The sequence below is a fragment of the Micromonospora sp. NPDC048842 genome, from assembly GCF_040649935.1.
In the GTDB taxonomy this organism is placed as follows: domain Bacteria; phylum Actinomycetota; class Actinomycetes; order Mycobacteriales; family Micromonosporaceae; genus Micromonospora; species Micromonospora hortensis.
On the sequence record NZ_JBEZGK010000008.1, the window covers coordinates 30,015 to 44,104 of the forward strand.

Consider the following 14,090-nt stretch of genomic DNA (forward strand, 5'->3'; position numbering starts at 1 on the left):
CGTTGGATGAGGCGGAGCGGGATCTCCCAGCGCTGGACGCGGATGTGGCGTTGGCTCGGGGGGCGGCTCCTGCACGCCCGTTTCCTGGAGACCGGGCTGGCGGCGGACAGTGGCGCGCGCGGGGTTGGCCGCTGGGTCGAGGAGGCCCGCGAGGAGTTGGGGCTGGCCTGAGCGTGGAAGCGGTCGGTGGGGGTGAAGCCCTGGCGGGGCCGAATAAGATCGACGCATGGCGAAATCCGGTACGCAGAGCGTCAGGTCCACCGTCTGGACCTGGCCGGTCGGCATCCTGATCGGTCTGGCGATCGGCATTCCCGTGTTCGGTGCGAAGGGTGGCGTCGCCTTCGGTGTCGCCCTCGGCATTGCCTTCGCGCTCGGCCTGGGTGCGATCAGGGGCCGGGTCGACGGTGACCCCGCTCGGGGTGGACCGGACGGTAGGGCCGCCGGGGATGGCGCCGACGCCTCGGGCCGAGGGTGATCGACTCCGGTTCCTTGAAGTCGGGGCATCCAAGGCCGTGGGATAGCCCGACTTCCGTGAAGCCGAGTGGATCATGGCGCACGCCGGGCGCGGCGGCCGCGGGGACAACCGGGCCGGGCACGGTTGCCGAGGCGGTGGCCGTACAGGAGGAGTTGCGGCCGCTGGTGGACCTGGTCGGGCCGGGGCCGAGCGCGCCCGCGACGGTGGCCGGCCTGGACGTCGCGTACGCCGAGGGTGGTGACCTGCTGGCGGCGGCCGTGACGGTCCTGGACGCCCGGACCTTCGCGGTGGTGGACTCCGCTGTCGGTGTGGGGCGACCCGCGTTCGCCTATGTGCCGGGGCTGTTCGCCTTCCGTGAGTTGCCCGCGTTGCTCGCTGCGCTCGACCGGCTGACCACCGTTCCGGACTTGCTGGTCTGCGACGGGCACGGGCTGGCCCATCCGCGCCGGTTCGGGCTGGCCTGCCACCTGGGGGTGGTCACCGGGTTGCCCGCGATCGGGGTGGCGAAGACGCCACTGGTCGGGGTGTGGGATCCGCCGGCCGCCGAACGGGGTTCCTGGTCGTCGTTGCGCGACGGTGGTGAGGTCGTCGGTCGGGTGCTGCGCACCCGGGACGGCGTGAAGCCGGTCTTCGTCAGCGTCGGCCATCGGATGAGCCTGGAGAACGCGACAGCGCAGGTGCTCGCGTTGACTCCGCGCTACCGGCTACCGGAGACCACCCGCACCGCCGACCGGCTGTGCCGCGACGCCCTCGCCGAGGCGGAGCAGGCTAGCTGACTGGCTGGTCAGTCCGGTCACCAGGTGGTCGGCGGGTGGATCTGTAAACCGTAACGCCGCCCACATGCGGGGCGCTCTATGACCGGTGGGACAGGTGGGCCGGTAGTAGCCTGACCCGCGGACCCCACCCGGGGAGAACGGCGAGGTAATCATGACAGTGCGTCGACGCGTGGCACGGCTCGCGGCGGTCTGCGGTCTTGCGGGCGGCCTGGTGATGCTCGGTGCGTCACCGGCGCTGGCCGATCAGGACTCGGTCCGGGTGGGCGCGGCCAGTAGCTTCGCCGCCGGCGGTTCCGCGCAGGGGGTGAACGTCGCGGTGCGTAAGCGCACCGACGGGTGCGTCCTGCTGCGTACCGCGCTGGCCTTCAGCCTGCAGGGTCTCCAGCCGAACCAGGTGGCGGTCGAGGTCAACGCGGGCGGGCGCTGGTTCCCGGTGGCCGTCTCCGGCGGCGCCGGCTCGGTGTCGACAGCGCAGACGTCACCCTTGAAGCCGACGTTGTGCAAGGGCAAGGGCATCACGGTGCGCTACCGGGTGGCGTTCGCGGCGGGTTCGCCGGGGGGCCGTCTCGTGGTCACGGGCGCGGGCATCAGCGCCGCCGGCCAGACGCTGGGTCGCGCCACCGACGCGGCGCGGCTGACCGGAGGGCGGGTCACTCCGTCGCCGACTCCGTCGCGGTCGAAGAAGCCGACGCCGACCCCGACCCCGAGCGAGGTCGCGACCGTCGACGAGGCGGTGAACCCTGCGGCGCAGGGTGGCGTCTCCGCGGCGCCGAACACCACTGCGACCGCCGCCGAGTCGTCCGGAGGAGGGTCGCCGGTGATGTACTTCGGCATTGTGCTGGTGGCGGTCGGACTGCTGCTCATCGTGCTGCTGTTCCGTCGTTCGCGGCAGGACCGGAAGCCGTCCGACGACGCGCCCGGCACCCTGCCGGGCAACCCCGGCGGCACCACCTACCGCGCCGGCGGTGGGTTGCCGGCCGCGCCCCCTCGCCCCGGTCAGGTGTACGGCCAGCAGCCGCCGGCCGCCGGCTGGGGTGGTGCGGTGCCGTCGCCGCGTCCCGCCACCGGCGGGGTTTACGGTGCCCGACCGGACACCCCCGCCCCGGAGGCCACCCAGCCGATGCCGGGTCGGCCCGACGGTCGCCCGAAGCCCGGTGACCCGCCCACCGACGGTGACGGCCGAACCGCGTTCATACCCCGCCTCCCCGGCTGAGCGGAGGACGGCCTGGCCCTCCGTTAGGCTCAGGATCGGTGTCTAACCTGCGGCCAAGGAGTGGAACACGTGTCTGATCTGTCCCAGATTGTGAAGGCCTACGACGTCCGCGGGACGGTGCCGGACCAGTGGGACGAACGGGCCGCCGAGGCGCTGGGCGCCGCCTTCACCCAACTGCTCAACTCCACCGACGAGCCGGGCGACGCCGTCGTCGTCGGGTACGACATGCGAGCCACCTCACCCGGCCTTGCCGCCGCCTTCGCCACCGGCGTACGCGCCGAGGGCCGCTCGGTGATCGAGATCGGCCTCGCCTCCACCGACCTGCTCTACTACGCGTCCGGCTCGCTCGACCTGCCCGGCGCGATGTTCACCGCCAGTCACAACCCCGCGCAGTACAACGGCATCAAGATGTGCCGCTCCGGCGCGCGCCCGATCGGCCAGGAGAGCGGCCTGGCCGAGATCCGGGAGCGGGCACAGGCCCTCCTGGACTCGGGTGACGCTCGTCCCGCCGGTGCGCCGACCCGGCCCGCCGAGCGGCGCGACCTGCTCCCCGACTACGCCGGCTACCTGCGCAAGCTGGTCGACCTCTCGGGCATCCGGCCGTTGAAGGTGGTCGTCGACGCCGGCAACGGCATGGGTGGCTTCACCGTTCCGACGGTGCTGGGCGACGCGGCCCTGTCGCCGCTGCCGCTGGAGATCGTGCCGCTCTACTTCGAGTTGGACGGCAGCTTCCCCAACCACGAGGCCAACCCACTTGACCCGGCGAACCTGGTCGACCTCCAGCGCGCTGTGGTCGAGCACGGGGCCGACATCGGGTTGGCCTTCGACGGTGACGCCGACCGGTGCTTCGTGGTGGACGAACGCGGCGAGCCCGTCTCACCGTCGGCGATCACCGCACTCGTCGCCGCCCGTGAGTTGGCCAAGCACCCGGGTTCCACGGTGATCCACGGCCTGATCACCTCCAGCGCCGTCGCGGAGATCATTCGGGAGCACGGTGGGAAGCCTGTCGTCGCCCGGGTCGGGCACTCCTTCATCAAGGCGGAGATGGCCCGCACCAACGCCGTCTTCGGCGGCGAGCACTCCGCGCACTACTACTTCCGGGACTTCTGGTTCGCCGACACCGGGATGCTCGCGGCGATGCACACGTTGGCCGCGCTGGGCGAGCAGTCGCTGCCGCTGTCGGTGTTCGCCGGTGAGTACGAGCGCTACGTCGCCTCCGGCGAGATCAACTCGACGGTGGCCGACCAGGCGGCGGCGGTGGCAGAGGTGCGCGCCGCGTACCCCGACGCGGTGGCCGACGAGATGGACGGGCTCACCCTGCGTTTCCCCGACGGCGCCTGGTTCAACCTGCGCGCCTCCAACACCGAGCCGCTGCTACGACTCAACGTCGAGGCGCCCAACCGGGATCGGATGGTCTCGCTCCGGGACGACGTGCTCGACCGCGTTCGCCGATAAGATCGCCTGCGCCGGTCGGCACCGCCGTCGGTCAAGCCGTACACGTGGAAGGAGCCGCGCCATGGCCCTGGATCCGCAGTTGCTCGAGATCCTTGCCTGTCCGGACACGCACCACGCCCCGCTCACCTATGACGCCGAGGCGCAGACGTTGACCTGTACGGAGTGCGGCCGGATCTTCGAGGTCCGCGACGACGTGCCGGTGCTGCTGCTCGACGAGGCGCGCGGCGGCCCCGGGCAGTCCTCATGATCGACGGTACGGCCGGGGTCAGCGGGCGTCGCGACGCCGACGAGGCCCTGCTCGACAACCCCCAGGCGTTGGCCGAGGCCGACCCGGGCGGCATGCTCCGGCACACGGCGTCGGCCGGTGCGCAGGTTCGTGAGAGCGCCGCGCTGGCAGCCGAGGCGAACCTCGCGGTGCTCGCCGACGACGGGCGGCCCCGAGCTGTCGTGATCGCCGGCATCGGCACCGCCGGGCGTACCGGGGACGTGCTGGCCACTGTCGCCGGGCCGCGCTGCCCGGTCCCGATCATCGGGCACCGCTCCGCCGGCGTACCCGGTTGGGTGGGCGCGGCCGACGTGGTGATCGCGGTGAGCGCGTCCGGACGTAGCCCGGAGGCGCTCGGCGCCGCCGAGGCGGCCCACCGCCGTGGTGCCCGACTCGTCGCCGTGGGTGCCCCGGACTCGCAGTTGCAGTCGATCGCCGAGCAGGCCCGGGCGCCGTTCATCCCGGTGCCCCGGCGTGCCCCGGCCCGAGCCAGCCTCTGGGCGCTCACAGTGCCGGTCCTGCTCGCCGCCCGTTCCCTCGGGCTCGTGAAGGTCAACGAGGCGGACCTGGCGGAGACCGCGGCCCGGCTCGACGCGGACGCCGACCGCTGCCGGTCCGCCGCCGAGTCCTTCGTCAACCCGGCGAAGTCACTGGCGCTGGGCCTGGCCGGCTCGATCCCCATCGTCTGGGGTTCGTCCCCGCTGGCCACTGTGGCGGCCCGCCGGTTCGGCGACACCCTGTCGGCGAACGCCCGCTACCCGGTGGTCACCGGAGCGCTGGGTGAGGCCGGGCGGGGTCGCGTCGGGCTGCTCGACGGCGTCTTCGGCGGCCTGGCCGAGGGGGAGCGGGACATCTTCGCCGACCGGGCCGAGGACGACGACGGTGAGGGCACCCGGCTGCGGCTGGTGCTGCTGCGCGACGGCGGGCTCAACGCCGAGGACGACACCGACGAGCCGCTCGCCGTCGAGGAGCGCCGTGCGGACGCGGTGCAGACCCTCGCCGAGCGCCGTGGCGTGCGGTGCGACGTGGTGACCGCCGAGGGTGGCTCCGCCCTGGAGCGGCTGGCCTCGCTGATCGCGGTCCCGGATTTCGCCTCGATCTACCTTGCCCTGGCCCACGGGTTGGACCCGATGGCCGTGCCGGCCATCACCGAGATGAAGGAGCTGTCGAACCAGTGAACGAACGCAATGGGCGGCGCGTCATGCGCGGACCGGTCGGCTTCGTACGGCGAAGCGGAGCGGTGGCATGAGCGCCAACGGTGGGACGAAGGCGATTGTCGCCGCTCTGCTGGCCAACGTCGGCATCGCCATCACCAAGTTCGTCGCGTTCCTGCTGACCAGCTCCTCGTCGATGTTGGCTGAGTCGGTCCACTCGGTTGCCGACTCCGGCAACCAGGCGCTGTTGCTGCTCGGCGGCAAGCGTGCCAAGCGGGCGGCCACCCCGGAACACCCGTTCGGGTACGGCCGGGAGCGCTACATCTACGCGTTCATCGTGTCCATCGTGCTGTTCAGCATCGGTGGTTTGTTCGCCCTGTATGAGGCGTACCACAAGTGGCACGACCCGCACGGGATCACCGAGTGGCACTGGGTGCCGGTCGTCGTGCTGGTGGCGGCGATCGTCATGGAGTCGTTCTCGTTCCGGACCGCCATCAAGGAGTCCAACCACGTCCGGGGCAACCAGTCCTGGGTGCGTTTCATCCGTCGCGCCAAGGCACCGGAGCTGCCGGTGGTGCTCCTGGAGGACTTCGGCGCGCTTGTCGGTCTGGTGTTCGCCCTGTTCGGCGTCACCATGACGTTGATCACCGGCAACGGCGAGTGGGACGCCGCCGGCACCGCGATGATCGGCATCCTGCTTGTCGTCATCGCCGTCGTGCTGGCCATCGAGACGAAGAGCCTGCTGCTCGGTGAGGGCGCCGAGGCGTCCGAGTTGGCCGCCATCGAGCGGGCCGTCACCGACGGCCCCGAGGTGGAGCGGATCATCCACATGAAGACGCTCTACCTGGGCCCGGAAGAGCTCATGGTGGCCGCCAAGATCGCCGTTCCGGAGTGGGAGAGCGCCCACGACCTGGCCCGTGGCATCAACGCCGTCGAGGCGCGGATCCGCGCCGCGGTGCCGATCGCCCGGGTGATCTACCTGGAGCCGGACGTCTACAGCGCCGCCGCCGCAGAGGCCGGCACCGGTGCCGCGGCCGACACCGCAGTTCCGCAGCCGCAGGACACGTCGGGCGACCCGGCCGGGCGGCCCGGGGGCTGACAGGTGGAGCCACTGTACGGGCCGATCCGGGACTACGCCTGGGGCTCGCGTTCGGCCATCGCCGTCCTTCAGGGGCGATCGGTGCCGAGCGCGGGCCCGGAGGCGGAGCTGTGGTTGGGGGCCCACCCGGGCGCTCCGGCCCACGTGGATCGTGCCGGTCTGCGGGTGAGCCTCTGTGACCTGGTGCGGGACGAGCCAGGGCAGTGGCTCGGCCAGCGGGTGTCCGAGCGGTTCGGCAGCCGGCTGCCGTTCCTGCTCAAGGTGCTCGCGGCCGACGCTCCGCTGAGCCTGCAGGCCCACCCGGACGCCGAGCAGGCGCAGGCCGGCTATGCGGCGGAGGTGGGGCGCCCCGAGGGGCAGCGCAACTACTCCGACCCGCACCACAAGCCGGAGTTGCTGGTCGCGCTCACCCCGTTCGAGGCGCTGTGCGGTTTCCGGGATCCGGCGGAGTCGGCCGAGGCGCTCGCCGCGTTCGGCGTACCGGCGTTGGCGCCTGTTGTCGCCGCGTTGCGGGCCGGGCCGGCGGGGTTGCGGACGGCGGTGCGGACGCTGCTGGGCTGGCCGGTCGCCAGGCGTCACGACCTACTGGCCGCTGTGGTGGCGGCGCCGACCGACGGCCCGGACGCGGAGCTGACCCGCCGGCTGGCCAAGGCGTACCCGGGGGATCCGGGTGCGCTTGTCGCGCTGCTGTTGCACCACCTGCGGCTGGAGGCGGGGGAGGCGATCTGGATGCCCGCCGGCAATCTGCACGCCTACCTGAGCGGCTGCGGCGTGGAGATCATGGCGGCCAGCGACAACGTGCTACGCGGCGGCCTGACCCCGAAGCGGGTGGACATCGACGAGTTGTTGCGGGTGCTGCGCTTCGAGGTGCTCGACGATCCGGTGCGGGCCGCGCAGCCGCTCGGGCCGGGAGTGGACTGGTGGCCCGTGCCGGTGGACGATTTCGCGCTGCACCGGGTGCGGGTCGACGCGGCGGTGCCCTCGGTGACGCTGCCGCTGCCCGGCCCTCGGGTGGTGCTCTGCGCCGGCGGTTCGATCACCGTCGACGACGGTGCCGGCGCGCTGACGCTGGCCTCCGGCGAGGCGGCGATCGGTACGGCGTTGGGAGCGCCGCTGCGGATCGACGGCGCCGGTGTGGCTTTCGTGGCGACGTCCGGGCTGCGCTGACTTCGGCTCGGGCGAAAGACGCAAGTCCGACTTTCCCGGAATAGCTTGACGTCGCCGTGCCTGAGTGTGACTCTATGAGTACGCAGCGTTATCGCGACGACGGTCCGAGAACGTGCGGGGGAACCAAACCGGGGGGATGCACGGGGCGGGCGGGACGTGGGCGGGAAGGTCCGTCCATCACCGACCGCCCCGTGCGCTGTCCGCGGACCGTGCCTGATGCCCGTCGCCGACGCGCGTAAGGTGGAGGGTCGGCGCAGACATCGTTCGACAGGAGCTTTCATGACCAGCACCCTCCCGGCGTCCGCCAGCGGCACGCCGTCCGAGGCCCGGCCGAGCACGCTCGCCGACGGCGACTTCAAGGTGGCGGATCTGTCGCTCGCCGAGTTCGGGCGTAAAGAGATCCAGCTCGCCGAGCACGAGATGCCCGGCCTGATGGCGATCCGTCGCGAGTTCGCCGAGGCGCAGCCGCTCGCCGGCGCGCGGATCACCGGCTCCCTGCACATGACCATCCAGACCGCCGTACTTATCGAGACGTTGGTCGCGCTCGGCGCGCAGGTGCGCTGGGCGTCCTGCAACATCTTCTCCACCCAGGACCACGCCGCCGCGGCGATCGTCGTCGGCCCGGACGGCACCCCCGAGGCTCCGGCCGGGGTTCCGGTGTACGCCTGGAAGGGCGAGACCCTGCCGGAGTACTGGTGGTGCACCGAGCAGGTGCTCGCCTGGCCGGACGGGCAGGGCCCCAACATGATCCTCGACGACGGCGGCGACGCCACACTGCTCGTGCACAAGGGCACCGAGTTCGAGCGGGCCGGGGCGGTCCCGCCGGTCGAGTCCGCCGACTCCGAGGAGTACGCGGTCATCCTCGAGCTGCTGCACCGCTCGCTCGGCGAGGACGGCCAGCGCTGGACCCGGATCTCCGCCGGCATCAAGGGCGTGACGGAGGAGACCACCACCGGCGTGCACCGGCTCTACGAGATGCACCGGGCCGGCACCCTGCTCTTCCCGGCCATCAACGTCAACGACTCGGTGACCAAGAGCAAGTTCGACAACAAGTACGGCTGCCGGCACTCGCTCATCGACGGCATCAACCGCGCCACCGACGTGCTGATCGGCGGCAAGATGGCGGTCGTCATGGGCTACGGCGACGTGGGCAAGGGCTGCGCCGAGTCGCTGCGCGGCCAGGGCGCCCGGGTCGTGGTGACCGAGGTCGACCCGATCTGCGCGTTGCAGGCCGCGATGGACGGCTACCAGGTCGCCACCCTGGACGACGTTGTCGAGCAGGCCGACATCTTCATCACCGCCACCGGCTGCTTCGACGTCATCACCAACGAGCACATGGCCCGGATGAAGCACCAGGCCATCGTCGGCAACATCGGCCACTTCGACAACGAGATCGACATGGCCGGGCTGGCCAAGCGGTCCGACGTCGAGCGGATCAACATCAAGCCGCAGGTCGACCTGTGGCGCTTCGCCGACGGGCACGCCATCATCGTGCTCTCCGAGGGCCGCCTGCTGAACCTGGGCAACGCGACCGGGCACCCGAGCTTCGTCATGTCGAACTCGTTCGCCAACCAGACGATCGCCCAGATCGAGCTCTTCACCAAGACCGAGGAGTACCCGATCGGCGTCTACGTGCTGCCCAAGCACCTGGACGAGAAGGTGGCCCGGCTGCACCTCGGCGCGCTCGGCGCCAAGCTGAGCACGCTGACCAAGGAGCAGGCCGCCTACCTTGGCGTCTCCACTGAGGGTCCGTTCAAGCCGGATCACTACCGCTACTGATCGACATCTCCGGACCGGGTCGGCTGTTCGCAGCCGGCCCGGTTCGTCGTCTCCGCCCCCGGCTGGACGGGTTCAGCGTCTGGCCGCCGCCGGTTCAGCCCGAACGGGGGCCGCGCCGGGTGGGCCGGAACCACGTCCAGACGCACCAGATCAGCCAGCCGACCGACACGACGGTGGCCAGCGCCCGCAGGCGTAGCGCGCTGAGCAGCAGCACCACGGCCAGCACCGCCAACCACGGCAGGAATCCCCTCACGGCGGGGATCCTTCCACAGTCGGCCGGCGCCAGGCCGGCTGCCGGGCGGTCGTCGGTTCTCGTCTTGGGCCCAGTGAGCTTGTCGTGAACGACTTGACGAGGGCCCTGAGCAGGGAGGAAGGTATGCCTGCCCTAAGTCAGCTAAGGCGTGCCTAACCTATTCGGAGCCCGGATGTTCGCCACCTACCTGATCGGTCTGCGGGAAGGGCTGGAAGCCACACTCGTGGTCAGCATCCTCGTCGCCTTCCTGGTGAAGTCGCAGCGCCGGGACCGGCTGCCGCAGGTCTGGGCGGGCGTCGGCCTGGCCGTGGCACTGTCGGTGCTCTTCGGCTGGCTGATCGAGTACACGTCCACCTCGCTGCTGGCGAGCTACGACGACCGGGAGTTGTTCGAGGCGATCACCTCGGTCGCCGCCGTGGTCTTCGTGACCTGGATGATCTTCTGGATGCGCCGGGCCGCCCGGACCATCGCCGGCGAACTGCGGGGCAAGCTGACCGAGGCGCTGGCCGTCGGGTCCCTCGCCGTCGCCGGCATGGCCTTCCTCGCGGTGATCCGCGAGGGCCTGGAGACCGCGCTGATCTTCTACTCGGCCGCCCAGGGCGCGGCCGGCGACAGCGGCCCGCTGCTCGCGTTGATCGGCGGGATCGTCACCGCCGTGGTCCTCGGCGTGCTGCTCTACGCCAGCGCCCTGCGGATCAACCTCAGCAAGTTCTTCACCTGGACCGGCGCGCTGCTGATCCTGGTCGCCGCCGGCATCCTCAAGTACGGCGTGCACGACTTCCAGGAGGCCGGCGTCCTGCCCGGTCTGAACGACCTGGCCTTCGACATCACCGGCGCGCTCGACCCGAGCACCTGGTACGCGGCCCTGCTCGCCGGCATGTTCAACGTGACTCCCGCGCCCACGGTGCTGGAGACGATCGCCTGGGTCGCGTACGCCGTACCGGTGCTCCTGCTCTTCCTGCGACCGGCCCGGCGCAAGCCGGCGCCCACCGCGACCACCACCACCGTCAGCGAGCGCGGGGCCGACACCGGCACCGAGGCCGAGGCCGAGGCGGCGTCCTCGCCGCAGCGTGCCTGACCAACGAGGAGAGACAGTCCAGATGCGTACCACCCAGTTCTTCGCGCTGGCCGCCGCCGGCGTGCTGGCTACGGCCGGTGTGGCCGCCTGCTCCGACTCCGACAAGGGTGACTCGGCCGCGTCCGGCGGGCCGATCGTGGTCAAGGCCAGCGACACCGCCTGCGAGGTCGGCTCGACCGACCTGGGCGCCGGCACCGCCACCTTCAAGATCACCAACTCGGGCGCGAAGGTGACCGAGTTCTACGTGTACGCCGACGGCGACCGGGTGATGGGCGAGGTGGAGAACATCGCCCCCGGGCTGAGCCGCGAGCTGCACGTGGAGTTGCCGGCCGGCACCTACCAGACGGCCTGCAAGCCGGGGATGAGTGGCAAGGGCATCCGGGGCGCGCTCAAGGTCAGCGGGTCGGCGCAGCCGCTCACCGCTGACGCCGCGCTGGGTGACGCCACCGACAACTACCAGCGCTACGTCAAGAGCCAGACCGCCGCGCTGTTGGACAAGACCGAGGAGTTCGTCGGCGCGGTCAAGGCAGGCGACGTGGCGAAGTCCAAGGCGCTCTACCCGGTCGCCCGCACCTACTGGGAGCGGATCGAGCCGGTCGCCGAGATCTTCGGCGACCTCGACCCCAAGATCGACGGCCGCGAGGAGGTCATCGAGGAGGGGATGGAGTTCACCGGCTTCCACCGGATCGAGAAGGACCTCTGGCAGTCCGGCGACATCAGCAAGGACGGCCCGATCGCCGACCGCCTGCTGGTCGACGTCAAGGAGATCGTGGCCAAGGCGAACGCCGAGAAGCTCTCCCCGCTCCAGCTCGCCAACGGTGCCAAGGAACTGCTCGACGAGGTGGCCAGCGGCAAGATCACCGGCGAGGAGGACCGCTACTCGCACACCGACCTGTGGGACTTCGCCGCCAACCTCGAAGGTTCCAAGGCCGCCGTGTCCGCCCTGCGTCCCGCGTTGCAGCAGCGCTCGCCGGAGCTGGTCACCCAGCTGGACACCGAGTTCACCAACGTCGAGGGGCTGCTCGGCAAGCACCGCGACGGCGACGGGTGGAAGCTGCACACCGCGCTGAGCAAGGCCGAGCTCAAGGAGCTCTCCGACGGGATCAACGCGCTCGCCGAGCCGATCAGCAAGGTCGCCGCGGCCGTCGCGAAGTGACCACCTGGCAGAGAGAGTCGAGTCGATGAGCGGGAGCAGGTTCACCCGGCGCCGGGCGATCACCCTGGCCGGCGCCGGAGTGGCGGGGGTCGCCGGAGTGGCGGCCGGTGCGGGGGCGCTGCTGAATGGCTCCCATGGTCCGGCCGCGGCGAGTGACCACCCGGCCGGGGCGGTGACGTTCCACGGAGAGCACCAGGCCGGCATCGTCACCCCGGCGCAGGACCGGCTGCACTTCGTGGCCTTCGACGTGATCACCAAGGACCGGGCCCGACTCGTCGAACTGCTCCAGGAGTGGACGGCCGCCGCAGCCCGGATGACCGCGGGGCGCGACGCCGGGGTGCTGGGTGCGGTCGGTGGGATGCCGGAGGCCCCACCGGACGACACCGGCGAAGCGCTCGGCCTGCCTCCCTCGCAGCTCACCCTCACCATCGGGTTCGGGCCGACGCTGTTCCGCGACGCCGACGGGCGGGACCGCTTCGGCCTCGCCGACCGCCGGCCCGCCGCCCTCGCCGAGCTGCCGAAGTTCCCCGGTGACGCGTTGCAGCCGCAGCTCTCCGGCGGCGACCTCTGCGTCCAGGCCTGCGCCAACGACCCGCAGGTGGCGGTGCACGCGATCCGCAACCTGGCCCGGCTCGGCATGGGCGTGGTGAGCGTCCGCTGGTCGCAGCTCGGCTTCGGCCGCACCTCGTCGACCTCTCGGGAGCAGGCCACCGCGCGCAACCTCTTCGGGTTCAAGGACGGCACTGCCAACCTCAAGGCCGAGGACACCGAGCTGCTGCGCGACCAGTTGTGGGTGCAGCCGGGCGACGGGCCGGACTGGATGGCCGGAGGCTCGTACCTGGTGACCCGCAAGATCCGGATGCTCGTGGAGACCTGGGACCGGACCTCCCTCGCCGAGCAGGAGGAGATCGTCGGCCGGACCAAGGGCAGCGGCGCGCCGCTGGGTCGCAGCGACGAGTTCGACGAGCCCGACTTCGCCGCCCGTGGCGCGGACGGGAAGCCGGTGATCGCCGAGCACGCCCATGTCACGCTGGCCCACCCGAGCCGGAACGGCGGCGCCCAGCTGCTGCGCCGGGGTTACAACTTCGTCGACGGATCGGACGGCCTCGGCCGACTCGACGCGGGCCTCTTCTTCATCGCCTACCAGCGCGATCCACGCCGTCAGTTCGTGCCGATCCAGACCCAGTTGGCGCGGCACGACGTGATGAACGAGTACCTGCGACACGTCTCCAGCGGGGTGTTCGCCTGTCCTCCCGGGGTACGCGACGGCGGGGATCACTGGGGGCGTGGGCTGTTCGGCTGACAGTCGTCCGGATGGCGACAACCGAATCGGCCCGGCCTGCGGTGGCGCCAGGCGGCGCCGAAGGGGGATCATGGTGGCAGCCTGGCGACGGCCCGTCCGCGCGCCACGCACCGCAGCCGTGGCGCCGCCGCCGCGGACCGCGAGCACCGTTTTGACGGCGGCGCGAAGCGTTACCGGCGGACGCCGGTCCCACCGAACTGAATGAGGATGCAATATTAATCCCATGAGAGCCCGCGTACTGGTGGTCGACGATGACCCCGCGCTCGCCGAGATGCTCGGCATCGTGCTGCGCAGTGAGGGTTTCCTGCCCTCTTTTGTGGCGGACGGCGAGCGGGCGTTGGCCGCCTTTCGCGACAGCCGTCCCGATATCGTGCTGCTCGACCTGATGCTTCCCGGTATGAGTGGTATCGACGTGGCCCGGTCGATCCGGGCGGAGTCCGGCGTGCCCATCGTCATGCTGACCGCCAAGAGCGACACCGTGGACGTCGTGCTCGGCCTGGAGTCCGGCGCCGACGACTACGTGGTCAAGCCGTTCAAGCCCAAGGAGCTGGTGGCCCGGATGCGGGCCCGACTGCGCCGAGGCGAGGACGTGGCCCCGGAGATGCTCACCATCGGGCCGCCGGACAACCAGATCACCATCGACGTGCCCGCGCACACGGTGAGCCGCAACGACGAGGAGGTGAAGCTGACGCCGCTCGAGTTCGACCTGCTGGTCGCGCTCGCCCGCAAGCCGCGTCAGGTCTTCACCCGCGAGGTGTTGCTCGAACAGGTCTGGGGCTACCGGCACGCTGCCGACACCCGTCTGGTCAACGTGCACGTCCAGCGGTTGCGAGCCAAGATCGAGCCGGACCCGGAGCGACCGGAAATCATCCTCACCGTGCGGGGCGTGGGTTACAAGGCAGGGACCGGATAGCCTG

At 71.3% G+C, this 14,090-nt stretch carries 15 protein-coding genes; 14 read left to right on the forward strand and 1 reads right to left on the reverse strand.

The window, feature by feature from the left end:
* Positions 1-6: 6 nt before the first annotated feature.
* The 10 genes from AB0C19_RS13485 (at position 7) to ahcY (ending at position 9,383) form a co-directional block, all read left to right on the forward strand.
* Positions 7-171, forward strand: coding sequence for a hypothetical protein (locus tag AB0C19_RS13485; RefSeq protein ID WP_357184030.1), 165 nt, complete (start codon positions 7-9; stop codon positions 169-171).
* Positions 172-226: 55 nt separating this feature from the next.
* Positions 227-475: a hypothetical protein gene (locus AB0C19_RS13490; protein WP_357184033.1), complete on the forward strand. Its 249-nt coding sequence runs from the start codon at positions 227-229 to the stop codon at positions 473-475.
* Positions 476-609: 134 nt separating this feature from the next.
* Positions 610-1,251 (forward strand): deoxyribonuclease V, encoded by a 642-nt coding sequence (nfi, locus tag AB0C19_RS13495; RefSeq protein WP_357184036.1) that lies wholly within the window; start codon positions 610-612, stop codon positions 1,249-1,251.
* Positions 1,252-1,402: 151 nt separating this feature from the next.
* Positions 1,403-2,464 carry a hypothetical protein gene (locus AB0C19_RS13500; protein WP_357184039.1) on the forward strand — a complete coding sequence of 354 codons (1,062 nt, stop codon included), beginning with the start codon at positions 1,403-1,405 and terminating at the stop codon, positions 2,462-2,464.
* Between the two features lie 69 nt (positions 2,465-2,533).
* Entirely contained in the window at positions 2,534-3,919 is a 1,386-nt protein-coding gene (locus AB0C19_RS13505) for a phosphomannomutase/phosphoglucomutase (protein WP_357184042.1), read from the forward strand.
* 61 nt (positions 3,920-3,980) lie between these two features.
* Positions 3,981-4,166 (forward strand): Trm112 family protein, encoded by a 186-nt coding sequence (locus tag AB0C19_RS13510; protein WP_091394023.1) that lies wholly within the window; start codon positions 3,981-3,983, stop codon positions 4,164-4,166.
* Positions 4,163-5,362, forward strand: coding sequence for an SIS domain-containing protein (locus tag AB0C19_RS13515; RefSeq protein ID WP_210817862.1), 1,200 nt, complete (start codon positions 4,163-4,165; stop codon positions 5,360-5,362). Before AB0C19_RS13510 ends, AB0C19_RS13515 begins: the two co-directional genes overlap by 4 nt.
* 67 nt (positions 5,363-5,429) lie before the next feature.
* On the forward strand, positions 5,430-6,437 hold the full coding sequence (locus AB0C19_RS13520) for a cation diffusion facilitator family transporter (protein WP_357184046.1): 1,008 nt from the start codon (positions 5,430-5,432) through the stop codon (positions 6,435-6,437).
* A gap of 3 nt (positions 6,438-6,440) precedes the next feature.
* Positions 6,441-7,604 carry a mannose-6-phosphate isomerase, class I gene (gene manA / locus AB0C19_RS13525; protein ID WP_357184049.1) on the forward strand — a complete coding sequence of 388 codons (1,164 nt, stop codon included), beginning with the start codon at positions 6,441-6,443 and terminating at the stop codon, positions 7,602-7,604.
* Between the two features lie 279 nt (positions 7,605-7,883).
* Complete coding sequence (ahcY, locus tag AB0C19_RS13530; RefSeq protein ID WP_328650867.1) at positions 7,884-9,383, forward strand: adenosylhomocysteinase; 1,500 nt, start codon at positions 7,884-7,886, stop codon at positions 9,381-9,383.
* 94 nt (positions 9,384-9,477) lie between these two features.
* Here ahcY and AB0C19_RS13535 read toward each other — a convergent pair whose 3' ends face one another.
* Positions 9,478-9,636 (reverse strand): hypothetical protein, encoded by a 159-nt coding sequence (locus AB0C19_RS13535; protein ID WP_328650866.1) that lies wholly within the window; start codon positions 9,634-9,636, stop codon positions 9,478-9,480.
* 172 nt (positions 9,637-9,808) lie between these two features.
* Here AB0C19_RS13535 and efeU point away from each other — a divergent pair, with 172 nt between their 5' ends.
* From efeU to mtrA, 4 genes are all read left to right on the forward strand, one after another.
* Entirely contained in the window at positions 9,809-10,714 is a 906-nt protein-coding gene (gene efeU, locus AB0C19_RS13540; protein ID WP_357184054.1) for an iron uptake transporter permease EfeU, read from the forward strand.
* A gap of 22 nt (positions 10,715-10,736) precedes the next feature.
* Entirely contained in the window at positions 10,737-11,870 is a 1,134-nt protein-coding gene (gene efeO, locus AB0C19_RS13545) for an iron uptake system protein EfeO (protein WP_357184057.1), read from the forward strand.
* Positions 11,871-11,895: 25 nt separating this feature from the next.
* A complete protein-coding gene (efeB, locus tag AB0C19_RS13550; protein WP_357184060.1) occupies positions 11,896-13,173 on the forward strand; it encodes an iron uptake transporter deferrochelatase/peroxidase subunit in 1,278 nt (425 codons plus the stop codon).
* A 223-nt stretch (positions 13,174-13,396) separates the two neighbouring features.
* Positions 13,397-14,086 (forward strand): MtrAB system response regulator MtrA, encoded by a 690-nt coding sequence (gene mtrA / locus AB0C19_RS13555; protein ID WP_030331519.1) that lies wholly within the window; start codon positions 13,397-13,399, stop codon positions 14,084-14,086.
* The last annotated feature ends 4 nt before the right edge of the window (positions 14,087-14,090 follow it).

What these genes read in the sequence shown, in the direction of transcription:
- AB0C19_RS13485 (WP_357184030.1), top strand. Translation starts at nt 7, where the DNA reads ATGAGGCGGAGCGGGATCTCCCAGCGCTGGACGCGGATGTGGCGTTGG.
- AB0C19_RS13490 (WP_357184033.1), top strand. Translation starts at nt 227, where the DNA reads ATGGCGAAATCCGGTACGCAGAGCGTCAGGTCCACCGTCTGGACCTGG.
- AB0C19_RS13500 (WP_357184039.1), top strand. Translation starts at nt 1,403, where the DNA reads ATGACAGTGCGTCGACGCGTGGCACGGCTCGCGGCGGTCTGCGGTCTT.
- AB0C19_RS13510 (WP_091394023.1), top strand. Translation starts at nt 3,981, where the DNA reads ATGGCCCTGGATCCGCAGTTGCTCGAGATCCTTGCCTGTCCGGACACG.
- AB0C19_RS13515 (WP_210817862.1), top strand. Translation starts at nt 4,163, where the DNA reads ATGATCGACGGTACGGCCGGGGTCAGCGGGCGTCGCGACGCCGACGAG.
- AB0C19_RS13520 (WP_357184046.1), top strand. Translation starts at nt 5,430, where the DNA reads ATGAGCGCCAACGGTGGGACGAAGGCGATTGTCGCCGCTCTGCTGGCC.
- ahcY (WP_328650867.1), top strand. Translation starts at nt 7,884, where the DNA reads ATGACCAGCACCCTCCCGGCGTCCGCCAGCGGCACGCCGTCCGAGGCC.
- efeU (WP_357184054.1), top strand. Translation starts at nt 9,809, where the DNA reads ATGTTCGCCACCTACCTGATCGGTCTGCGGGAAGGGCTGGAAGCCACA.
- efeO (WP_357184057.1), top strand. Translation starts at nt 10,737, where the DNA reads ATGCGTACCACCCAGTTCTTCGCGCTGGCCGCCGCCGGCGTGCTGGCT.
- efeB (WP_357184060.1), top strand. Translation starts at nt 11,896, where the DNA reads ATGAGCGGGAGCAGGTTCACCCGGCGCCGGGCGATCACCCTGGCCGGC.
- mtrA (WP_030331519.1), top strand. Translation starts at nt 13,397, where the DNA reads ATGAGAGCCCGCGTACTGGTGGTCGACGATGACCCCGCGCTCGCCGAG.